We start from the raw sequence: 21,400 nt of genomic DNA, 5'->3' as shown, positions 1-21,400 counted from the left end.
GCGCCAACACACCGTTCCCGTTACCCCCGCACCCTCGACAAGGAGATGTTCCGATGCGCCGCACTCTCATGATCGCCACGGCTACCGCGCTGCTGGCCCTGACTTCCACCGCTTCCGCCCGCGACACGCGTGTCGAACAGTCCCTGCAGGAACTGGTCAATTCGCAGGCCGCCAAGGACGCCGGCATCGACGGCAGCGTGCGCTTCTACCTGGCCGGCCAGCCGGTCAGCGTGCAGCAGCGCCTGGGCGAAGACGTGACCAACAAGAAGACCAACGCCGCCAACAAGAGCGATGCCGAGGCCTGCCGCTGGGTTGCGCTGTCGGCACTGCGCGCGCTGCAGGACGGTGCCAAGTCGCGCGGCGCCAACGCCGTGGTCGACATCGTCAGCTATTACAAGAAGAACGAGTTCAAGAGCAGCACCAACTACGAGTGCTACGCCGGTGCCATCCTCGCGGGTGTCGCGCTGAAGGGCACCTACGCCAAGGTCAAGTAAGCGCCGGTGTGGCGGCGGCGCAGCCTGAACGTCGCCGCCACATTGCTGAACCCCGCAGGCGAAACGCCGCCGATCGCGCCGCCATCGCCGGCTGACGGCTTTCCCCGGTGTCGGCTTTCCGACACAATCATGGCTCTTCCCGGGTTATCGTCCCGCGGACATGCACGCCTACGTCTATAAAAGCCAACTCAAGCCGGACACCTACGTCTACGTTCCCCGACGCGATGATTTCAGCGCGCTGCCCGCGCCGCTGCTCACCTCGCTGGGGACGCTCGCCTTCGTGCTGGAGGTGGCCCTGGATGCCCAGCGCCGCCTGGCGCAGGCTGACCCGGAAAAGGTCCGCAGCGAAATGAGCGAGCGCGGGTTCTACCTGCAGGTGCCGCCGTCGGTGGCCAGCCTGATGCCGCGCCACTATGACTGACGCCTCCCGTCCGCGCATTCTGTCAATTGCCTTCGCCGCGGGCGCGGTGCTGGCGCTGGGCGCCGCCGTGGGCGGCGTTCCGGGTGCGGTCCTTGCCGCATTGGCGCAGCCCGCGTTCGCGTTGGCGATATCGTGGTGGCGCCGCAGCCGCGCGCTGCTGCCGCTGAAGGTGGTCGCACGCCAGGACCTGCCGGCGCTGCTGGCCTTGTGGGCAGCCGCGCCGCTGTTGCTGGCGCTGCTGCTGGCCTGGCCGCTCGCAGCGCTGCGTGACAGCGGCAGCCTGGCGGCAGTGCTTGGCCTGAGCGTACTGGTCAGTGCCGGCCTGCTGGCGGCCTGGCGCACCTGGCCATTGTGGAACGATGTCGAACGCCTGGATGGCAGCCTGGCCCAGCACTGGCAGGCGCTGGCGGGGCGCGACCTGACTGCCTGGCGTGGCCTCGGAGTGGCCGCGCTGGTCATTGCGCTGGCCGCGCTGGTGGTGCTGCCGGCCTGGCCGGGCCTGTTGCCGGAAAGCGCGCGCTGGCCCGCCGCACTGGCGGTCGTACTGCTGTCGCCGGTGCTGCACCTGCTGCTGCAGCGGGTCGCGCCCGCGCCGCTGGTGTCGCTGCGCTCCAGCCCGTTGGCGGCGTCCAGCGCTGCACCCGAACCGATGTTCGCAGCGGCGGCCGAAACCGTGCCGCTGGAGGCGATGGCGCCGCAGGAACTGACACCGGCGCTGTATGAGGCCGCCCGCCAGGGCCGCATCGACCGGGGCCTGCAGCTGCTGCAGGCCGGTGCCGATCCGTATGCGCTGCCGGACCCGAACTGGCGTGACCAGCGGAGCCTGGCGGTGCTGGCCGCGGTGCTGCCGGACCTGCGCCTGCTGCGCGAACTGATTGCCCGCGGCGTCGATGTGAATGCGCCGCACCGGGGCATGACCCCGCTGCTGGCGGCGACCCGCGACAGTTGGCATGGCCGCCCCGAAGCGGTGATGACCCTGCTCGCCAACGGCGCCGACTCGCGTGCCACCGACAGTGATGGCAACACCCCGCTGCACCATGCCGCACGCAGTTCCGACCCGGGGGTGGCCGCGCTGCTGCGCGATGCCGCTGCCGAAGTCGATGCGCTGAACCGTGATGGCTGGTCGCCGCTGGCGGTGGCCTGCCAGGTGGGCAACTGGCGTCTGGCCCGCTTCCTGCTCGAACGCGGTGCACGCTGCGAACCGGCCGATGGCACCCCGGTGCTGCTGGCCGCCGCCGCCACCGAGGATGATGATCCGGCGGGCGTGCAGCTGCTGCTCAAGCACAAGGCACGGGCCGACGCCCGCGATCGCCAGCGCCGCAGTGCGTTGCATGAGGCGGCCCTGGCCGGCCATGTCGAGATCATCGGCGTGCTGCTCGGCGCGGGCGCCAATCTGGAGGCGCGCGATGCACTGGGGCGTACGCCGTGGCTGGAAGCGGCCCGTGCCGGTCGCGCCGCCGTGATCGAGCACCTGCTGCCGCACAAGCCGGACCTGGTCGCGGTGGACGGCGAAGGCCGCAATGCGGTGCAGCTGGCGGCGATGGCCGAGGATGTCTCGCCGCTGCTGATCAAGCGCCTGGTCGAACTGGGCATCGCGGCCGATGCCACCGATCCGCTCGGCCGCCGTGCGGTGGACTACGCCGCCGAAGCCGGCCGCTGGGCGATCGTAGCCCTGCTGGACCCGTCCTATCCGTTGCCGGCCGCGGTCAGTGATGGCCTGGCCGATCGTGGCGAAGCGGCCAGTGCCAGCGGTCTGCTGCCGGACCGTCCGCCGCTGACCCTGCTGCGCGAGGCCCTGGGCTTCGGCAATACCGACGGCATGGCGGCGCTGGCCAGGCTGTGCCAGCCGGAGGAACTGGGCGGGCTGCTGCTCGATCCGGAGTTGGCGCTGGAACCGCGTGCGGTGGACTGGCTGCTGGGCCACGGCGCCGATCCCTACGTGCGTGACGCCTGTTCCGACACACCGATGTTCGCGCTGTTGTCGCGCGGCATCGACGCGGTGCCGGCGCTGCAGGTCATGCTGCAGCGTGGCCTGTCGCCGGCCGGACGCGGTGGCCTGGCACGCTTCCTTGCTGCCTGCGCACAGCACGACCAGGCCGCGCGTGGCCTGGAACAGCTGGCACTGGAACTGCTTGAGCGTGGCGCCGATCCGTTCGCCGCCTCGCCGGCGGGCGATCCGCCGCTGTCGCTGGCGGTGCGGCTGGGGTGGCTGCGGCTGCAGCAGGCCCTGCTCAAGGCCGGCGTTGATCGCGAGGCACGCGACAGCCACGGCATGACCGCACTGCACCTGGCCACCGCATTGGCCCGCGAAGGCGCGCTTAAGCTGCTGGTGCAGCATGGTGCCTCGCCGGAAGCACGTGCCGCCGACGGCCAGACACCGCTGGGCGTGGCGCTGTCGATCGGTCGCCGCGATCTGGCCGACTGGCTCGATTGGCGGGTGTGGCCGTTGCCGCGCCGCACCCTGCGCGAGGCCGATCTACCGGCCGCCGCAATGGCCGGTGACGTCGATGCCGTGCGCCGCCTGATCGATCTGGGCTTCGCCGTCGACGCCGTCGACGCACAGGGCTGCACCGCGCTGCTGCGTGCTGCCGGTGGCGGCCACCTGGCGGTAACCGACCTGCTGCTGGCGCGCGGCGCCGATCCGCAGCACGCGGCGGCCAGTGGCGCGACGCCGCTGTCGGCGGCGGTCAGCATGCGCCAGGTGGACATCGTTTCGGCCCTGCTCGACGCTGGCGCCAAGCTGGAACACCGCCTGCCGGGTGGCGTGACGGTGCTGATGCTGGCCTCCGCGCTGGGCCTTCCGGACATCGTCGCGCGCCTGCTCACGGCGGGTGCCGACGTGCATGCCGGTGACGCGCAGCAGCTGGGTCCGCTGCACTGTGCCGCGCTTTACGGTTTCAGTGCCCGCGACCGCTCGCGCCTGCTGGCGCTGCTCGACACCCTGCTGCTGGCCGGCGCCGAACCGGACCAGGCCGCCGCTGGTTCTGTCACGCCGCTGCTGCTGCTGCTGGGCGCGCGCGCCGAGCCGGGTACCGCCTGCGACGAGCAGGTGGTGATGGCCGCAGTGGAGCGCCTGCTGGACGAGGACGTAAGCCTGGACGTACGCGACCCGCGCGGCTTCGGCCCGCTGCATCTGGCCGCGCTGCATGGCCTGCCGCTGCTGGTGCAGCGCCTGCTGCGCGCCGGCGCCGATCCTGAAGCGCGCGACAGCCTCAACCGCAGTCCGCGCGAGATCGCGGTGATGCGCGGCTTCATCGACGTGGCCGGCGAATTCGAGCCGCGTGTGCCGGGCGTTTCCTCGATGGCGCGGTTCCTGCGCGACAACGGCTGATTCCTGGAAAAGGGTCGTGCCGGCCGCTGGCCGGCAACCGCAATCTGTGGTGGGTGCCGACCGTTGGTCGGCACGCCTACTTGCCGTCGCTTTCCGCGTCGGCCTCGAACAGATGCATCAGGTCGTTGCGTGCATCACGCGAGGTCTGGATCACCGCGGCCTCGTCGTCGTACACCAGGTACTGGTCGCGCAGCAGCTGCTCATCATGCTCACGGAAGCGCTGCACATGGCGTTCGGCCACGTCCGGCGCCACGCCCAATGCGGTCAGCACGCGCCCGCTCATTTCCAGACTGGTGCCGAACACTTCGCGGAACGGCTCGGCCGACATGTCCATCAGTCGCCAGGCATGCTGGCGGTTGCGTGCACGCGCCAGCACCTTCGCGTCCGGGTACAGCCGGCGCACCATGCGCACCGCGCGCAGGTTGGTCTCCGGGTCGTCCACGGTGATGACGAACACATCGATGTGTTCGCCACCCGCTGCACGCAGCATCTCCGGGCGGGTCGGGTCGCCGTAGTACAGCTGGTTGCCGAAGCGGCGCAGGTCGGCCACCGTGTCCGGGTTTGCCTCCAGCGCCACGAACGGCACCTTCTGTGCGGTCAGCAGGCGCGCGATCACCTGGCCGAAGCGGCCCATGCCGGCGATCAGCACCTTGGGCCGGTTGTCCGGTGCCACCTTGTCGGCCTCGGCGCTCCCGCGCGGTGGAACCTTCTCCTGGCCGAGCAGCTTGAGCAGCGCGATCATCAGCAGTGGCGTGATCGCCATCGACAGGCCGACGATCGCCACCAGCCGATCGTGATTGGCGTTGCCGAGCAGGTGCGCGCGCTGCGCTTCGTTGAACACCACGAAGGCGAACTCGCCCCCCAGCCACAGCACGCTGCCCAGCAGCAGCGACTGCCGCGGACTGAGCTTTGCAATACGGCCAATCACATACAGCAGGCTGAACTTGACCACCAGCAGGATCGCCACGCCGGCGGCGATCAGCCACGGCTCTGCGGCGATGCGGTCGAGATCGATGCCCATGCCCACGGCGATGAAGAACAGCCCCAGCAGCAGGCCCTTGAACGGCTCGATCTGCGCTTCCAGTTCGTGCCGGAACTCCGAATCGGACAGCAGCACCCCGGCCAGGAACGCGCCCAGGCTGGGGCTGAGGCCCGCTTCCTGCATGAACCAGGCAGTGCCCAGTACCACCAGCAGGGCGGTGGCGGTGAACACTTCCGGGCTGCGGGTGCGGGCGATGATGCTGAACACCTTGCGCAGCACCGGTCGCCCGCACAGGATCACCACGGCCAGCGCGCCGAGGGCCACGGCGGCATCTTCCCAGCGCAGGGTCTCGTTCTTCGCCCCGCCCAGCAGCGGGATGGCCGCCAGCAGCGGGATCGCGATCAGGTCCTGGAACAGCAGGATGGCAAAACCCAGCCGGCCATGGTCGCTGTTGATCGCCTTGTGCTCGGACAGCAGCTGCAGGCCTACCGCGGTGGATGACAGCGCCAGCGCAATACCGACCACCAGCGCGCTCTTCCACTGGAAGTGGTCGAGCAGCAGCAGGCCGCCCAGCACCAGCCCGGACATCGCCACCTGCGCCGCGCCCGCGCCGAACACCGAGCGCCGCATCACCTTCAGGCGTGCCGGCGACAGCTCCAGGCCGATCACGAACAGCAGCATCACCACGCCGATCTCGGCCGCGCCGAGGATGCGGTCGGCGTCCTGCACGAAGCCCAGCCCGTCCGGGCCCAGCACCACGCCGGCCGCCAGGTAGCCCAGCACCGCGCCGAAGCCGAACTTCTTGAACACCGGCACGGCAATGACCGCCGCCAGCAGCAGCACCAGGGCCAGTTCCAGACCGCCGCTATGCATGGGAATACCTGGTCATCGGGGAAGCCCGCAGTGCGTCCGTTCGGGTGGGGTAGGGCGTGGTGAGCACCACCGCGACATTATGCGCGCCGGTCTGTGTACGCACGAGAACAACCGGCCAGGCTTCGGTGCGGGGCTGCCGGGTTGACCTGCATGGCCCGCGGGTCCAGACTGCCCGCCGCTGGCGGCGCACCGCCGGCACGCGCATTCCGGAGTCCCCAACCCATGTCCAGCGACAGTAGAAGTCGACCTCGTTCGACGCCAGCGATGGCCACCGCCTGACATCGGGACGGTTTGCCTGCGTTGGCGTTGCGCGAGGTCGCACCCCCACAAGGCAAAACCGATGAACCAGAAGCAATTGCTGCGCCCGGTGGCCGATGCCGCCGCATTGGCTGCACCGCTGGCGAACTACAACACCGCCGATGCGGTGGAATTTCTCAACACACTGGAACTGGCCCGCGCCGCGGAAACGCTGGCCGCGCTGCCGTTGCCGCGTGCAGTAAAAATGCTGGAAGCGCCGGAACTGCACCGCAGTGGCGAACTGGTGGCCGCGCTGCCGCCGGCGCGCGCCGCCGCCCTGCTCGGTCTGATGGCCGATGACCGCGCGACCGACATCGTCCACGAGCTGGATGAGGAAGAACGCGCGCGGCTGATCCCACTGCTGGGCACCGACGCCCGCCAGGCCATCCAGAAGCTGCTGAGCTATCCGCCGAACACCGCCGGCGCGCTGATGACCACCGAGTACGTGGCGGTACCCGCCAGCTGGACCGTGGCGCAGACCCTGCAGCACATCCGCCAGGTCGAGCGTACCCGCGAGACGGTGTACGCGATCTACGTGCTGGAGCCGGCCAGCCAGCAGTTGCAGCAGGTGGTGACCATGCGCCGGCTGATCACCGGCCTGCCCGAGGAATCGATCCTGGACGTGGCCCAGGTCAATCCGCCGGTGACGGTGAACGCGCTGATGGACCAGGAAGAAGTCGCGCGTCTGATCCGCCGCCACGACCTGCTGGCGATCCCGGTGGTCGATGCGCAGCAGCAGATGCTCGGCATCGTCACCGTGGACGACGTGCTCGATGCGCTGATCGAGGAATCCACCGAGGACGCGCACAAGTTCGGCGGCATGGAAGCGCTGGACAAGCCGTACATGCAGATCGGCTTATTAGAGATGCTGCGCAAGCGCGCCGGCTGGCTGAGCGTGCTGTTCCTGGGCGAGATGCTGACCGCCAGCGCGATGCAGCACTACGAGGACGAACTGGCGCGCGCGGTGGTGCTGACCTTGTTCATCCCGTTGATCATGAGTTCGGGCGGCAATTCCGGCTCGCAGGCCACCTCGCTGCTGATCCGCAGCCTGGCGCTGCGCGAACTGCGCCTGCGCGACTGGTGGAAGGTGGCCATCCGCGAGATCCCGACCGGCATGGTGCTGGGTGCCATCCTCGGCTGCCTGGCGATCGTGCGCATCGTGATCTGGCAGCTGGGTGGCCTGCATGACTACGGCGAGCACTGGATCCTGCTGGCGATCACCATCGGTGCCGCGCTGGTCGGCATCGTCACCTTCGGTTCGCTGTCCGGCTCGATGCTGCCCTTCATCCTGAAGCGGCTCGGCTTCGACCCGGCCAGCGCCTCGGCCCCGTTCGTGGCCACCCTGGTGGATGTGACCGGCCTGGTGATCTACTTCAGCATCGCCGCGATGATCCTGCACGGCACGTTGTTGTAAGCCGGAGCCACCGTGCTCTGGTAGGTGCCGACCTTGGTCGGCACGCAGAACAAAAAGGGGACGGAGGGGATTAAGTCGTTTGTGGCACAAACGACTTAATCCCCTCCGTCCCCTTTTTTGGGTACCGTAGGCGCATGAGTACCTACCACCTGCAGTCCGTCTTCCGTCCGCAGTCGGTCGCGGTGATCGGCGGCAGCCCGCGTGAGCGTTCGGCCGGCCGCGCGGTGATGCGCAACCTGCGCAGCACCGGCTTCCCCGGCAAGGTGGCGTGGATCAACCCGCGGCACGCCGAAATTGATGGCATCCGCACGATCAAGCGGCTGAAGGACCTGGACTGGGTGCCCGACCTGGTGGTGATCACCGCGCCCGCGGCGATCGTGCCGCAGGTGGTGCGTACCGCTGCAGAGCGGGGCGTGCAGGCGGCGATCATCCTCACCGCGCACCTGGGCGAAGGCCCGGGTTCGTTGTCCGCACAGGTAGAGGCGGTGGCGCGCAAGCATGGCCTGCGCATCCTCGGGCCGCATTGCCTGGGCGTCATCGCGCCGCACGCGCGACTCAATGCCAGCATCGCCGCGCACTTCCCGCAGGCCGGCGACCTCGCCCTGATCTCCGAATCCTCGGCCATTGCCGCCGCGCTGGTGGAGTGGGGCGTGGCGCGCTCGGTGGGCTTCTCCGCCGTGGTCTCGCTGGGCGACACGATGGACGTCGACTTCGGCGACCTGCTCGACTACTTCGCCACCGACTACCGCACCCGCGCCATCCTGCTCTATGTCGAGCAGATCAAGGACGCGCGCAAGTTCATGTCGGCCGCGCGTGCCGCCGCCCGCGCCAAGCCGGTGGTGGTGGTGAAGTCCGGTCGCGCCGAGCGCGTGCAGCCGGGCAGCCGCGATACCCATGTGCAGGCCCTGGCGCGTGCCGATGATGTGTACGGCGCGGCCTTCAATCGTGCCGGCCTGCTGCGCGTGGGTGCGCTGGACGAACTGTTCACCGCCGCCGAATCGCTCGGGCGGTTGGGCACCTTCCCCGGTCGCCGCCTGGCCATCCTCAGCAATGGTGGTGGTGTCGGTCGCCTGGCCGTGGACCAACTCATCGCATTGCGTGGCACGCTGGCCAACCTGTCCGACAGCACGGTCGAGAAACTCGACGCGGTGCTGCCGCAGGGCTGGTCGCGCAGCAATCCGGTGGACATCGTGGTCGACGCCGATGGTGACCGCTATGCCGCGGCCATCGAAGCGCTGCTGGCCGACAACGAGAATGACGCGGTGATGGTGGTCAACGTACCCACCGCATTCACCTCGTCCGCAGACGCGGCGCAGGCCCTCACCCGCACGCTCGGCCTACGCCCGCGCCATCATCGCGACAAGCCGGTGTTCGCGGTGTGGCTGGGCAACGATGACCAGGCCACCGCCACGCTCAACGCGGCGCGGGTGCCGACCTATCCGACCGAGGCCGAAGCCGTACGTGGCTTCCAGCATCTGGTGCGCTATCGCGAGGCACAGAGCGCGTTGATGGAAACGCCGCCCAGCCTGCCGCAGGACTTCAGCGTCGACACGGGCACCGGGCGCGCACTGGTCGATGCCGCGCTGGCCAATGGCCAGCAGTGGCTGGACCCTCTGGCCACGCATGAGCTGCTCAAGGCCTACGGCATCCCGTCCGCGCCGGTGATGCACGCGCGTGATGCGCACGAGGCGATGGACCTTGCGCAGCCGCTGCTGGAACGCGGTGCCACGGTTGCGCTGAAGATTCTCTCGCCGGATATTCCGCACAAGTCGGAAGTGGATGGTGTGCGCCTGAACCTGTCCACGCTGCCGGCGGTGCAGAGCGCGGCCAACGCGATCCTGTCGCGTGCGCGCCAGCTGCGGCCGGATGCGCGCATCGATGGCCTGCTGGTGCAGCCGACCATCGTCCGCCCGAAGGCGCGCGAACTGATTGTCGGCATCGCCGATGACGCGACGTTCGGCCCGGTGATCGTGGTCGGCCGTGGCGGCACCGCCGTCGAAGTGATCAACGACAAGGCGCTGGCCCTGCCGCCGCTGGACCTGCGCCTGGCCCACGAGCTGATCGGCCAGACCCGTGCTTCGCGCATCCTCAAGGCCTACGGCGATGTACCGGCTGCCGACGAACGCGTGCTGGCGCTGGCACTGGTGAAGCTGGCACAGCTGGCCGCCGATATTCCCGAAGTGCGCACGCTGGACATCAACCCGCTGCTGGTCGACAGCAAGGGCATCCTTGCCCTCGACGCACGCGTGGCGGTGGCACCGTCGCGCATCCTGCACAAGGGCCGTGGCCATCCGCGCTTTTCGGTGTTTCCGTATCCGAAGGAGTGGGAGCGCACCATCGAACTGTCCGATGGCGGCCGGGCCTTCGTGCGCCCGGTGCGGCCGGAGGATGACGCGCTGTTCCGTGCGTTCTTCGCCCGCGTCAGCGACGAGGACCTGCGCCTGCGCTTCTTCCAGTCGGTGAAGCACTTCAGCCACGAGTTCATCGCGCGCCTGACCCAGCTCGACTACGCGCGCTCGATCGCGCTGGTAGCGATCGAACCGCGCAGCGGCGAGATGCTGGGCGCCGTGCGCCTGCACGCCGATGCCGATTATCATCGCGGCGAGTACGGCATCCTGATCCGCTCGGACCTGAAGGGCCACGGCATCGGCTGGCGGCTGATGGCGATCATGATCGAGTACGCCAAGTGGCTGGGCCTGGACGTGGTCGAAGGCCAGGTGCTGCGCGAGAACAGCACCATGCTGGCGATGTGCCAGAGCCTGGGATTCAAGACCCGACTCGACCCGGACGACCCGACGGTGATGATGGTGACCTTGCCGGTGCAGCAGGTCGAGGTGCCCGACGTGCCGCCGGTGGCGTAATTCCTGTAGAGCCGAGCCTACGCTCGGCTGCTTTTGCGTACGCTTGGCGGCTGCATCACCGCACCGGCTCTACCACCACCGCCGTGCCATAGCACAGCACTTCGGTCAGCCCGGTCATCACATCGGTGGCGTCGTAGCGCATGCCGATGATCGCGTTGGCGCCCAGCTGCCGCGCGTGCTTGACCATGTCGCGGTAGGTTTCCTCGCGGGCCTGTTCGCACAGTTCGGTGTAGATGGTGATGTTGCCGCCGAACAGGGTCTGGATGCCGCCGAGGAAATTGCCGACGATCGAGCGCGAGCGCACGGTGATGCCGCGTACCACGCCGAGGTTGCGCACCACGCGATGGCCGGGCAGCTCGAAGGCGGTGGTGACCAGCGCATCGTCGAAGCGCAGTGCCGGCGGGGAAGGGGTGCCGCTGTTGTAGGGGTCTGCCATGGTCGCGTCCGTGTCGTAGAGTCGAGCTTGCTCGACTCTACAGTGCAATCACCCGTTGCGGCATGGTGCCGTCACCCCGCCGGCGCGACAATATCTCCATGACCGACCGTATCCCCCTGTTGCTGCTGCCCGGCCTGCTCAACGATGCCGAGCTGTGGCGCGCGCAGATGGCCGACCTGGCCGACATCGCTGACTGCACGGTAGGCGACCAGACCCGTGGCGAGACCCTCCAAGCGGTCGCCGAGGACGTGCTCGCACAGGCACCGGAGCGCTTTGCGCTGGCTGGTTTCTCACTGGGCGGCTTCGTTGCCCAGCAGATCCTGCGCATTGCGCCGGAGCGCGTGCTGCAGCTGGCGCTGATCGATACCTCGATCCACGCCGATTCACCGGAACGTGCCGAACAACGCCGCAGCCAGCGCGCCAGCGTGCGCCTGCCGGGCAGGTTCCACGGCTTCGGCGATGCGCTGATGCGCAGCTACATCGACGCCTCGCGGCTGGACGACTATGTGCTGGTGCAGCGCGTGCGCGACATGACCGCCCGCCTGGGGGCGGAGGTATTCCTGCGCCAGAGTGCGCTGGAGCGGCGCGACGGCCATGATCTGCTGGCCGGTTACCAAGATCCGCTGTTGATCGTCTGCGGGGCCAACGACCGCATCACGCCGCTGGCAGTGAGCGAGGAAATGCACGACCTGGTGCCGCACTCGCAGCTGGTGGTGGTGCCCGATTGCGGGCACCTGGCCCCGATGGAAAAGCCGGACGAGGTCAGTGCGGCGATGCGTGGGTGGTTGTTGCAGGCCTGATGGATCCGCCGGGCATGGCCCGGCGCTACCCATGCGTATCCGGTAGCGCCGGGCCATGCCCGGCGGCCGCTCTTCAATCCCAGGCCGGCGCAATGCCTTCCGGGTTGGCCAGGCGATGGCCGCGGTCGAGCTTGGCGATCTGTGCCATGTCTTCGTCGGTCAGGCGGATCGCTGCCGCTTCCAGGTTGCTGGCCAGGTTGTCGCGCCTGGTCGAGGACGGAATGACCGAGAAGCCCTGCTGCAGCGCCCAGGCCAGCGCGACCTGCGCCGGCGTGGCCTGGTGGCGGCCGGCGATGGCCTGGATCACCGGGTCCTTGATTACCTCACCATAGGCCAGGCTCATGTAGGCGGTGATGTGGATGCCGTTGTCCTGCAGGAATTTCACCAGCAGGCGGTTCTGCAGGTACGGGTGGATCTCGATCTGGTTGGTGGCGATGGCGCCGGCACCCAGGATGCCGATCGCCTTGCGGGTCTGCGCGATGGTGAAGTTGGAGATGCCGATCTCCTTCGTCAGGCCCTGTGCCTTGGCCTCGGCCAGTGCGGTCAGGTACTCCTCCATCGGCACGTCGACCTTGCCGTTCGGCGACGGCCAGTGGATCAGTGCCAGGTCCACATGATCGGTACGCAGCTTTTCCAGACTGGTACGCAGGCTGGCCAGCAGCGCTTCGCGCTTGAACTCGGTGATCCAGATCTTGGTGGTCAGGTAGATCTCATCGCGCGGCACGCCGGAATCGGCGATGGCCTGACCGACTTCGGCTTCGTTGCCGTAGATCTGCGCGGTATCGATGGCGCGGTAGCCGACCTCCAGCGCGTTGCGCACGGAATCGATCACGGTCTGGTCCTTGAGGCGGAAAGTGCCAAGACCGAAGGCGGGGACTGTCATGAGGGGCTCCAGCAGTGGGGGAGGGAGACGGGAATATCCACGAAAGGGTAGGCCAGCGGCCGTGTGCATGCCGGCAACGGTGCATTGCACTGCCGTGTACGACCACAGGCCGTAATGAGTGCGGAACGTTGGTCCGCACTGTTCATGCCGCCACCCATGTAGCGTTGGACGCTGCCGGCCAGCGGCCGGCACTACCCCAGTCCGCGCTCCACGGTGGTGCCGGCCGCTGGCCGGCAACCGGATCCCTCAGGCCGCGCGCGCCAACGCGTCCTTCGCTGTCGCCGTGGCCGACAGATCGAACACATCGACCGCATCGATCAACCGGTTCGCCTGCTGTTCCAGGCTGCGCGCCGCGGCGCTGGCTTCTTCCACCAGCGCGGCGTTCTGCTGGGTGGTGCCGTCCATCTGGATCACCGTCTGGCTGACCTGTTCGATGCCCGCGCTCTGTTCCTGCGAGGCTGCAGAGATCTCGGCCATGATGTCGGTCACGCGCTGCACCGAGGCGACGATCTCGGCCATGGTGTCGCCGGCCTCGCGCACGCGCTGCGCACCGTCACCGACCTGTTCCACCGACGCCTCGATCAGCGACTTGATCTCCTTTGCCGCCGCCGCAGAGCGCTGTGCCAGCGTGCGCACTTCGCTGGCAACCACCGCGAATCCGCGGCCCTGCTCACCGGCGCGTGCCGCTTCCACCGCGGCGTTCAGCGCCAGGATGTTGGTCTGGAACGCGATGCCATCGATCACGCTGATGATCTCGGCGATCTGCCGTGACGAGGTTTCGATCGCGCCCATCGTCGCCACCACCTGCCCGACCACGCTGCCGCCCTGCGAGGCGACCGCGTGCGCGCCGATCGCGAGCTGGTTGGCCTGGCGCGCGTGTTCGGCGTTCTGGCGCACGGTGGAGGTCAGCTCTTCCATGGATGCCGCGGTCTCTTCCAGATTGGCGGCCTGCTGCTCGGTACGGCGCGACAGGTCATTGTTGCCGGCGGCGATCTCCGCGGCGGCGGTGTGGATGTTGCCGGAGGCGTGCTTGATGTCGGTGACGATGGTCGCCAGCTGCGTGGCGGTGGTATTGGCATCGCCGGCGATACGCGCGAACACACCCTGGAAATCACCGTGCATGCGTGCACCGAGGCGGCCATCGGCGATCGCGCGCAGCATCGTTGAGACTTCGCCTAGGTTCAGTTCTGTGGTCTGCATCAGGCGGTTCAGGCCATCGACCATCGCGCGGAAGTCATGCTCGAAGCGCGCGCTGTCGCCGCGTTGGCCGAAGTCACCGGCGGCCGCCGCTTCGGCCAGGCGGCGGATTTCGCCGTTGATCGCACCGAGGTTGTGCTTGACCGCATCCAGCGCTTCGGTGATCACGGCCTTCTCGCCGGGCAGGCGTTCCATGTCCTGGCTGAGGTCGCCGACGGCGTAGCGGCCCATGATCGAGATCGCGCGCATCTTCACCCGGATGTGCGCGTCGACCAGCGTGTTGCAGTCGGCCACCATGGTGCCGAACGCGCCGGGGAAGGCAGCGGCGTCCATGCGATGGCTGATGGTGCCGGCCTCGTGCGCCTGGGCCATCGCGGCCTGTGCATCCAGCACGCCGCGCAGCGTGGACTGCAACGCCTGCATCGCCTGGGCGAGGCGTCCGATCTCGTCGCGGCTGCGCACCTGCACCACGTGCTGCAGGTCGCCGGCAGCCACTGCGCGTGCAGCGGCTTCCACCGCCAGTACCGGCTGCACCACCGCGCGCCGCAGCCACCAGGCCAGGCCGATCAGCAACAGCACGGCGGCCAGCACCGTCAGTGACGCGCACAGCAGCAGGGTCTGCCGCGCCTGCTGCGAACGCGCCGCCAGCGCCGCTTCGGCCACCTGCGTGGCATGCGTGCTCAATGCATCCAGTGCGGTCGCCACCGCGCGATCCTTGCCGCGCACGAGGGTGTCGCCGGCGGCGGGATCGTAGCCGGCCGCGGCAAATGCCTGCAGCGCCGCGCGATAGTCCTGCTGCAGCTGCGCGTGCAGGCCGATGAACGCCTGCGCCAGTTCACGCGTGCGCGCGTCCGGGCTGGTCACCAGGCCCTTGGCCAGCCGTTCGACCAGGCGGCCTTCGTTGTCGAAGGCGTCCAGATGGCGCTGACGCAACGCGTCGTCGTGACCACGCAGCAGCACGTTCTTCCATTCCTGCACCTGGCCTCGGAACTCACGCTGCAGGCGTTCGGCGTCGCGGCTGTGCGCGACTTCGGGTGGAACCTCGGTGGACAACTTGAACCAGGCGGAGGCCAGGCCAGCCAGCGCGCACAGCAGGACCACGGCCAAGCCAACAGAGACCGCGCCGAGCAGCTTGGACTGCAGGCGCGGAGCACGGACAGACGCATTCATCGGGAAGCACTCTCGGGAAGGGGCAATGCGGTATCGACCCGCCCAGCCTCCGCTGAAGTGCGACGAACATCACATTAGCGTTTCGTTTAGTGATGTGAAGAAAGTGTTTCATAGGACAAATGTGTCCATATGGAACGAATACGGACCCTGGACAGGAGATATAAATGTAACTAATGTAGTTACATGAAATCCGCGAACCTGCTCTCTGATGCCCTGCACGTGATGGCGCACCTGGTCGGCCAGGACGGCCCGCGCACCTCCGAGCAGCTGGCGTCCTGCCTGCCGACCCATCCGGTGGTGATCCGCCGCCTGCTGGCGCAGCTGCACAGGGCGGGCCTGGTTCACAGCGCCCGTGGTCATGGCGGTGGCAGCCAGTTGGCGCGCGATGCCGCAGCCATCACCCTGCATGACGTCTACCTGGCGGTGGGCGCACCGTCGCTGGTACAGGTCGGTACCCGTGATTCCGGCGGTGGCTGCCCGATCCAGCAGCTGGTCAACAGCGCTTTGCTGGAGGGTGCACGCGAAGCACAGCGCCTGCTCGAACAGCGCCTGCGGGCGACCACGCTGGACAAGCTCGGCGCCGACTTCGCCCGCCATCTCGCCCATCACCGTTCCCTGGAAGGTCACCATGAATTCTGATGTGCTCATCGTCGGCGGCAGCTATGCCGGCATTGCCGCCGGCCTGATCCTGGCCCGTGCCCGCCGCCCGGTCACCGTCATCGACGCCGGTTCACCACGCAACCGCTTCGCCAGCCATTCGCACGGGGTGCTGGGGCTGGATGGCATCAGCGGCGCCGAGCTGCTGAAGACCGCGCGCCAGCAGCTGCTGGATTACCCCAGCGTGCGCTGGGTGCATGCCGAGGCCGTGCAGGCCACCGCCGGCGCAGTGGGTGTGGAAGTGCGCACGGCCGATGGCCAGGTGCTGGCCGCGCGCAAGCTGCTGCTGGCCAGCGGTATCGCCGACCAGCTGCCGGAGCTGCCCGGACTGGCCGAGCGCTGGGGCAGCACCGTGCTGCACTGCCCCTATTGCCACGGTTACGAAGTGGGCGGTGGCGCCATCGGGCTGCTTGGCGGGCATCCGATGTCCGCCAGCAAGGCGCCGCTGTTTGCCGACTGGGGCAATGTCACCTTCTTCAGCCAGGGCCTGCCGATCACCGATGAGGAACGGGCTGCCATGCAGCAGCGTGGCGTGCGGATCGAGACGTCGCCGGTGCTGGGCGTGCAGGGCGACCAGCCGACCTGGCTGGAAGTGGAGCTGGCCGATGGCCGCCGCATCGCCCAGCGTGCGCTGTTCGTGCCGGCCACCCAGGTGATGGCCACGCCGCTGGTGCAGCAGCTGGGTTGCACATTGGCCGAGAGCCCGCTGGGCGAGTTGATCGAGGTCGACATGATGAAGCAGACCTCGGTGCCGAACGTGTATGCCGCAGGCGATGCGACCACGGTCGGCAACATCACCCTGGCCATGGCCGAAGGCGTGCGCGCGGGCATCGGCGTGCACCACGCGCTGGTGGCTGAAGACAGCAGCGCGCGCTGAACGTTGCACAGGTAGAGGCCGACCCTGGTCGGCGCCGTTCCCTCCACGCATGGCGTGGATCTACTGCCATTGGGTGCGGTGGGTGCCGGCCTTGGCCGGCACCGCTCCATTACCCCTTCACGCACAACACCTGGTGCAGGGTGTGCACCACGTCGACCAGGTCCAGCTGCGCGGCCATCACATCGTCGATCGACTTATACGCGGCCGGTGACTCGTCCAGTACGCCGCTGTCCTTGCGGCATTCCACGTGCGCGGTGGCCTCGCGGTGCTGGGCCAGCGTGATCTGCTGGCGCGCGGCGCCACGGCTCATCACCCGGCCGGCACCGTGGCTGCAGCTGTGGAAGCTGTCCGCGTTGCCCTTGCCACGCACGATGTAGCTGCGCGTGCCCATGCTGCCGGGAATGATGCCCAGCTCACCTTCGCGGGCACTGACGGCTCCCTTCCGGGTCACCAGCAGCTCCTGCCCGTGGTGCGTTTCCTTCTGCACGTAGTTGTGGTGGCAGTTCACCGCCATCGCCGCCAGCTGGAACTTCGGCAGCCGGTGGCGCATCTCGGCCAGCACGCGCGACATCATCGCCTCGCGGTTCTGCCGGGCGTAGTCCTGTGCCCACGACACGGCTTCGACGTAGTCATCGAACAGCGGCTCGCCTTCCATGAAGAAGGCCAGGTCCTTGTCCGGCAGGTGGAAGCCGAGCACGCGCCGGGCCAGTTCCTCGCGCGCCTTCTCGATGAAGTAGGTACCGATCAGGTTGCCGGTACCGCGCGACCCGCTGTGCAGCATCACCCACACCGTGTCGGTCTCGTCCAGGCACAGTTCGATGAAGTGGTTGCCACCACCCAGTGTCCCGAGCTGGCGGTCGAGCTTGTCGGTGCGGATCCTGCGGTGCCTGTCCTTGATCTTCTCCAGGCCGGCGGCCAGCCCGGACTGCACCAGGCGGGTATGGATGCTGTCGGGCATGCGCTGATGCTCGCCGCCGCGCCCGTTGCCGACCGGGATGCTGCGCTCGATGCTGTTGCGCAGCTGCCGCAGGTCATCGGGCAGGTCGTTGGCGCGCAGCGTGGTGCGCACGGCCGCCATGCCGCAGCCGATGTCGACGCCGACTGCGGCCGGGATGATCGCACCGCGGGTCGGGATCACCGAGCCGACGGTCGCGCCCTTGCCCAGGTGCACGTCCGGCATCACCGCCACCCACGGCCCGACGAACGGGATCGCGGCGATGTTGCGCAGCTGCTCATGCGCCTGCGCTTCCAGTGGCACGCCGTTGACCCAGCCCTTGATCGGCGTGCTGCCCTCGGCATGCAGCCATTGATAATTGTGTTGAGTGTCCATGTCTCCGTGTATGTCCTTGATGGGCCGGCGGCGCGTCCCTGCGCCGCCGCGACCCCCTACCTGATCGTCACCAGCTGCTTCAGCACGCCATCCAGGCCGCCGAACACGGTGAGCGTGTCGATCTTCTCGGTGACCTTCTCCAGCGCCTCCAGCTCCTTCAGGCGCATCAGCACCGGGTTGTCCTCGATCAGCTTTGCGGTGTTGAGCTGCGAACGCGTGGCGTTGGCCTCCTCGCGGCGACGGATCACGCTGGCCTGGGCCTGCTTCTCGGCCAGCACCACGCCGTTGAGGATCTCCTTCATCTCGCCCGGCAGGATCACGTCCTTGATGCCGACGCCGAGCAAGCGCACGCCGTGGCCCTCGATCGCCGCCTGCACATGGGCGGCGATCTCACCGTCCAGTGCTGCCTTGTCGCCCAGCAGCTCGTCCAGGCTGCGCGCGGCAATCGCCTGGCGCAGGCCGAACTGCAGCTGCCGATAGATGAATTCATCGGCATTGCTGAGCGTGCGGTGTGCACGCACCGGGTCGACCACCTGCACGGTCGCGGCCAGGTTCACGCGCAGGGTCACCTTGTCGCGGCTGAGCAGCTCCTGGCCGGATACGTCCAGCGACCGCGCACGCAGCTCCACACGCTCCACCGACACGTTGCCGTTGAAGTTCCAGAACGCGTGCAGGCCGGCGTCCAGCGTCTGCCGCAGCGTGCCATCGATGAACAGGAGGCCCACCGACTCGCTCGGCACGCTGCTGATCACCGCCACACGCGGCAGCACGCCCAGCTGGCCCAGGCGCTGCTGCACGTCCGCCGGAATGCGCGGCTCGTCACCCAGCGCCATCACGCGCACCTGGGTGTCGACCGAACCGCGCCAGTACAGGCGACGGCTGCCCGGCGGCAGCACTTCATCGATGCGGCCATTGCGCAGCAACAGGCCAACTTCGCTGGCGCCGACGTTGGCCAGCACGAAGTGCGTCTCCAACCGCGCGCCCAGTGCCTCGATCAGGCTGTCCTGGTCGCTGCCGGTGTAGGCCGCGCCCTTCGATGCGGTGTGGATGTCTACCTGCGGGCGGCCGCCGAACAGCGACAGGCGGTGCACGCCCGGCAGCAGGATCTGCTGGAAACGACGGTTGCGATACACCAGGCCGCGCTCGCCGTCGCCGATCACGACCTTGATGGTCCAGAACATGGGAGTCTCTCCTTGTATGGCTCTGGTGGTTCGACCCGTTGCGGATGAATCGCCAAGACCCGGGTCGATCAGGTCGTGGCGAGGCCGCCTGCACACCACGTGCAGGCAGCGGAAGAGGGCGGCCATCGGCGGACGGTCCGCGCGCGGAGCCTTCGGTGCACCGGCAGTGCTGCCATCGTCGTTCCCGGCAGGCAGCACCGGGGCGGAACGTGGCTGGCAGTGACGGCGGGCCGAGGCCCGGCGTGCGGTCCGTTGCCTTCCAGGCCCCGCCCGAAGGCGATGGCGGTGGACGGCGACGATGGCCGCTGGGGCTTGCGCCCCGGGTGTTGCTTCAAGTCATGACGTGACAGGTCATGTGGTTGGAGTGGGAATCGAACCCACGACAGACGGAATCAGGATCCGTTGCTCTACCCGACTGAGCTATCCAGTGGTGAACCGCGCGGAATCGAACCGCGTACCGGCGAACCGGCGCCTGCCTCCAGCAGGCGATCCAGGCGATGGCTTGTCCGCGACCGCCGGCATACGCCACGGCAACGCCGCGCGCACCAGCCCGTGGTGGAAACGGGACCGTTGGAGAATCGAGGGTGCAGGCCACCGACATTATCGGCGAGCGATAATGTTTGGGTGCGATGCAGATAATGTCCAGGCGTTGCCATGCACGCGGAGAAAATCCTCCGGCGCGGCAGAAAAACCTGGATCAGTGAGCGGCGGGTCGCCGCGCGGGGTGCAGTTCTGGCATCGCGGGTCCTTGTGCCGACGCAAACGAAAACGCCCCCGGGACTTGCGTTCCGAGGGCGTCGTCAGGCCTCGGAGATCGGGGTGGCCGATCTCCGCAGGGCGGGTATCAGGCCGTTGTCAGCTGGTCTTCCTTGCCGAACGCGCGCGCCGGCCGGTCCATGCGCAGGCATGGCAGCAGTTTGGCGATGGCGAAGGAATGCGCGTTCAAGGGAAGTTTCCAGTGGGTGTTGAAACGAGGTGCGCACGATAAACCACGATTTAGTCGCGCGCAACCATTTTGTTGAATTATTTTCTTCGATGTACGTGTCATGCCGGCCAGCGGCCGGCACTACCGGGTCTCATGATTCGGCGCTGGCGGCATCCAGCTGCGCGACATCCTGCACGCTCAGCGATACGTTGGCTGCGGCCAGCAGGTCGTGCAGCTGTTCGACGCTGGTGGCGCTGACGATCGGCGCGGTGATCGACGGCCGCGCGATCTGCCAGGCCAGTGCGATCTGCGCAGCGCTGGCGCTGTGCTTGCTGGCTACGTCATCCAGCGCCTGCAGGATGCGCAGGCCGCGCGGGTTCAGATAGCGCTTCACCACCGTCTCGCCACGTGCCGGGCTCTTGGCTGCATCGGCCGGCGTGCGGTACTTGCCGCTGAGGAAGCCACTGGCCAGCGCGTAGTAGCCGATCACACCGATCTGCTCGCGCTGCACCAGCGGTTCCAGCTCCCTTTCGTAGCCGGCGCGGTCGTACAGGTTGTACTCCGGCTGCAGGGTTTCGTAACGCGGCAACTTGTAGTCGGTGGACACCTTCAGCGCATCGGCCAGGCGCGTGGCGCTGTAGTTGGAAGCACCGATCGCACGCACCTTGCCGGCCTCGATCAGGCGGCCGAACGCAGCCAGCGTGGCTTCCAGCGGCGTCGACTCGTCATCCTCGTGGGCCTGGTAAAGATCGATCACGTCGGTCTGCAGCCGGCGCAGCGAATCCTCGACCGCCGCATTGATGTTGTCCGGGGTCAGGCCAGGGCGTTCGGCCCACTTGGCCACCTTGGTTGCCAGCACCACCTTGTCGCGCTTGCCGCTGCGGGCAAGCCACTTGCCGATCAGCGTCTCCGATTCGCCGCCGACATTGCCCGGCACCCAGGCCGAGTACACATCGGCGGTGTCGACCAGGTTGAAGCCGGCATCGACGAAGGCATCGAGCAGGGCGAAGCTGGCCTTCTCATCGGCGCTCCAGCCGAACACGTTGCCACCGAAGGCGAGCGGACGTACATGAAGGCCGGAACGGCCCAGTTCGCGGGTTGCCGTCATGGGCACGGACTCCTTGGGGGAAGTGTTCCAGAATAGAACGCGATGTGTGACCGTGCTGCGGCGACGACCACAAAACAGTGTTCCGCGACGCGCACGCCGCTAACGTTTTGTGAACACCTGGGACGCTGCGACTGCTAGTCTCGCCGCATCTTCCGCTGGAGTC

15 protein-coding genes and 1 tRNA gene are annotated in these 21,400 nt (G+C 68.1%); 8 read left to right on the top strand and 8 right to left on the bottom strand.

Annotation, left to right across the window (positions count from 1 at the left end; all coding sequences use genetic code 11):
- Positions 1-53 precede the first annotated feature (53 nt).
- From AC5P5V_RS09730 to AC5P5V_RS09720, 3 genes are all read left to right on the top strand, one after another.
- Positions 54-494 (top strand): hypothetical protein, encoded by a 441-nt coding sequence (locus AC5P5V_RS09730; protein WP_005420284.1) that lies wholly within the window; start codon positions 54-56, stop codon positions 492-494.
- A 160-nt stretch (positions 495-654) separates the two neighbouring features.
- The gene (locus AC5P5V_RS09725; RefSeq protein WP_014648833.1) at positions 655-915 is read left to right on the top strand and encodes a YcgL domain-containing protein; all 261 of its coding nucleotides are present in this window, start codon (positions 655-657) and stop codon (positions 913-915) included.
- Positions 908-4,246 (top strand): ankyrin repeat domain-containing protein, encoded by a 3,339-nt coding sequence (locus AC5P5V_RS09720; RefSeq protein ID WP_061478971.1) that lies wholly within the window; start codon positions 908-910, stop codon positions 4,244-4,246. The genes AC5P5V_RS09725 and AC5P5V_RS09720 overlap by 8 nt, the downstream gene beginning before the upstream one ends.
- 76 nt (positions 4,247-4,322) lie before the next feature.
- Here the strand turns inward: AC5P5V_RS09720 and AC5P5V_RS09715 are convergent, their stop codons facing one another.
- A complete protein-coding gene (locus tag AC5P5V_RS09715) occupies positions 4,323-6,101 on the bottom strand; it encodes a monovalent cation:proton antiporter-2 (CPA2) family protein (protein ID WP_231352393.1) in 1,779 nt (592 codons plus the stop codon).
- Between the two features lie 340 nt (positions 6,102-6,441).
- Here AC5P5V_RS09715 and mgtE point away from each other — a divergent pair, with 340 nt between their 5' ends.
- Together mgtE and AC5P5V_RS09705 are read left to right on the top strand one after the other, a co-directional pair.
- Positions 6,442-7,812 carry a magnesium transporter gene (gene mgtE / locus AC5P5V_RS09710; protein WP_134969059.1) on the top strand — a complete coding sequence of 457 codons (1,371 nt, stop codon included), beginning with the start codon at positions 6,442-6,444 and terminating at the stop codon, positions 7,810-7,812.
- A gap of 134 nt (positions 7,813-7,946) precedes the next feature.
- Positions 7,947-10,673 carry a bifunctional acetate--CoA ligase family protein/GNAT family N-acetyltransferase gene (locus tag AC5P5V_RS09705; RefSeq protein ID WP_134969058.1) on the top strand — a complete coding sequence of 909 codons (2,727 nt, stop codon included), beginning with the start codon at positions 7,947-7,949 and terminating at the stop codon, positions 10,671-10,673.
- 55 nt (positions 10,674-10,728) lie between these two features.
- Here the strand turns inward: AC5P5V_RS09705 and AC5P5V_RS09700 are convergent, their stop codons facing one another.
- Entirely contained in the window at positions 10,729-11,109 is a 381-nt protein-coding gene (locus tag AC5P5V_RS09700; protein WP_065185897.1) for a YbjQ family protein, read from the bottom strand.
- A 98-nt stretch (positions 11,110-11,207) separates the two neighbouring features.
- Here AC5P5V_RS09700 and AC5P5V_RS09695 point away from each other — a divergent pair, with 98 nt between their 5' ends.
- Entirely contained in the window at positions 11,208-11,909 is a 702-nt protein-coding gene (locus AC5P5V_RS09695; protein ID WP_134969057.1) for an alpha/beta fold hydrolase, read from the top strand.
- A 73-nt stretch (positions 11,910-11,982) separates the two neighbouring features.
- On the opposite strand, the gene dkgB is transcribed toward AC5P5V_RS09695, so the two are convergent.
- Both dkgB and AC5P5V_RS09685 read right to left on the bottom strand, forming a co-directional pair.
- Positions 11,983-12,792, bottom strand: a complete 810-nt coding sequence (gene dkgB / locus AC5P5V_RS09690; protein ID WP_134969056.1) for a 2,5-didehydrogluconate reductase DkgB — start codon at positions 12,790-12,792, stop codon at positions 11,983-11,985.
- Positions 12,793-13,038: 246 nt separating this feature from the next.
- Entirely contained in the window at positions 13,039-15,159 is a 2,121-nt protein-coding gene (locus tag AC5P5V_RS09685; RefSeq protein WP_231352392.1) for a methyl-accepting chemotaxis protein, read from the bottom strand.
- A 183-nt stretch (positions 15,160-15,342) separates the two neighbouring features.
- On the opposite strand from AC5P5V_RS09685, the gene AC5P5V_RS09680 reads away from it, so the two are divergent.
- Together AC5P5V_RS09680 and AC5P5V_RS09675 are read left to right on the top strand one after the other, a co-directional pair.
- Complete coding sequence (locus AC5P5V_RS09680) at positions 15,343-15,798, top strand: Rrf2 family transcriptional regulator (RefSeq protein WP_134969097.1); 456 nt, start codon at positions 15,343-15,345, stop codon at positions 15,796-15,798.
- On the top strand, positions 15,788-16,693 hold the full coding sequence (locus AC5P5V_RS09675) for an NAD(P)/FAD-dependent oxidoreductase (RefSeq protein WP_134969096.1): 906 nt from the start codon (positions 15,788-15,790) through the stop codon (positions 16,691-16,693). Before AC5P5V_RS09680 ends, AC5P5V_RS09675 begins: the two co-directional genes overlap by 11 nt.
- Positions 16,694-16,802: 109 nt before the next feature.
- On the opposite strand, the gene AC5P5V_RS09670 is transcribed toward AC5P5V_RS09675, so the two are convergent.
- The 4 genes from AC5P5V_RS09670 to AC5P5V_RS09655 all read right to left on the bottom strand — a co-directional run bounded on the left by AC5P5V_RS09670 (position 16,803) and on the right by AC5P5V_RS09655 (position 21,237).
- Positions 16,803-18,023, bottom strand: a complete 1,221-nt coding sequence (locus AC5P5V_RS09670) for an RtcB family protein (RefSeq protein WP_134969095.1) — start codon at positions 18,021-18,023, stop codon at positions 16,803-16,805.
- A gap of 56 nt (positions 18,024-18,079) precedes the next feature.
- Positions 18,080-19,204: a slipin family protein gene (locus AC5P5V_RS09665; RefSeq protein WP_134969094.1), complete on the bottom strand. Its 1,125-nt coding sequence runs from the start codon at positions 19,202-19,204 to the stop codon at positions 18,080-18,082.
- A gap of 356 nt (positions 19,205-19,560) precedes the next feature.
- Positions 19,561-19,631, bottom strand: a tRNA-Gln gene (locus AC5P5V_RS09660).
- A 649-nt stretch (positions 19,632-20,280) separates the two neighbouring features.
- Positions 20,281-21,237, bottom strand: a complete 957-nt coding sequence (locus tag AC5P5V_RS09655; protein WP_061478982.1) for an aldo/keto reductase — start codon at positions 21,235-21,237, stop codon at positions 20,281-20,283.
- Positions 21,238-21,400: the final 163 nt, after the last annotated feature.

The sequence above is a fragment of the Stenotrophomonas sp. YJH_SMC_130 genome (genome assembly GCF_059369035.1).
The sequence above is the reverse complement of the archived record's forward strand: the minus strand, read 5'-3'. Positions and strand labels throughout refer to the sequence as shown.

Bases quoted from the DNA above. Each gene is read 5' to 3' on its own strand.
- AC5P5V_RS09730 (WP_005420284.1), top strand. From the start codon at position 54: ATGCGCCGCACTCTCATGATCGCCACGGCTACCGCGCTGCTGGCCCTG.
- AC5P5V_RS09725 (WP_014648833.1), top strand. From the start codon at position 655: ATGCACGCCTACGTCTATAAAAGCCAACTCAAGCCGGACACCTACGTC.
- AC5P5V_RS09720 (WP_061478971.1), top strand. From the start codon at position 908: ATGACTGACGCCTCCCGTCCGCGCATTCTGTCAATTGCCTTCGCCGCG.
- AC5P5V_RS09715 (WP_231352393.1), bottom strand. From the start codon at position 6,101: ATGCATAGCGGCGGTCTGGAACTGGCCCTGGTGCTGCTGCTGGCGGCG.
- mgtE (WP_134969059.1), top strand. From the start codon at position 6,442: ATGAACCAGAAGCAATTGCTGCGCCCGGTGGCCGATGCCGCCGCATTG.
- AC5P5V_RS09705 (WP_134969058.1), top strand. From the start codon at position 7,947: ATGAGTACCTACCACCTGCAGTCCGTCTTCCGTCCGCAGTCGGTCGCG.
- AC5P5V_RS09700 (WP_065185897.1), bottom strand. From the start codon at position 11,109: ATGGCAGACCCCTACAACAGCGGCACCCCTTCCCCGCCGGCACTGCGC.
- AC5P5V_RS09695 (WP_134969057.1), top strand. From the start codon at position 11,208: ATGACCGACCGTATCCCCCTGTTGCTGCTGCCCGGCCTGCTCAACGAT.
- dkgB (WP_134969056.1), bottom strand. From the start codon at position 12,792: ATGACAGTCCCCGCCTTCGGTCTTGGCACTTTCCGCCTCAAGGACCAG.
- AC5P5V_RS09685 (WP_231352392.1), bottom strand. From the start codon at position 15,159: ATGAATGCGTCTGTCCGTGCTCCGCGCCTGCAGTCCAAGCTGCTCGGC.
- AC5P5V_RS09680 (WP_134969097.1), top strand. From the start codon at position 15,343: ATGAAATCCGCGAACCTGCTCTCTGATGCCCTGCACGTGATGGCGCAC.
- AC5P5V_RS09675 (WP_134969096.1), top strand. From the start codon at position 15,788: ATGAATTCTGATGTGCTCATCGTCGGCGGCAGCTATGCCGGCATTGCC.
- AC5P5V_RS09670 (WP_134969095.1), bottom strand. From the start codon at position 18,023: ATGGACACTCAACACAATTATCAATGGCTGCATGCCGAGGGCAGCACG.
- AC5P5V_RS09665 (WP_134969094.1), bottom strand. From the start codon at position 19,204: ATGTTCTGGACCATCAAGGTCGTGATCGGCGACGGCGAGCGCGGCCTG.
- AC5P5V_RS09655 (WP_061478982.1), bottom strand. From the start codon at position 21,237: ATGACGGCAACCCGCGAACTGGGCCGTTCCGGCCTTCATGTACGTCCG.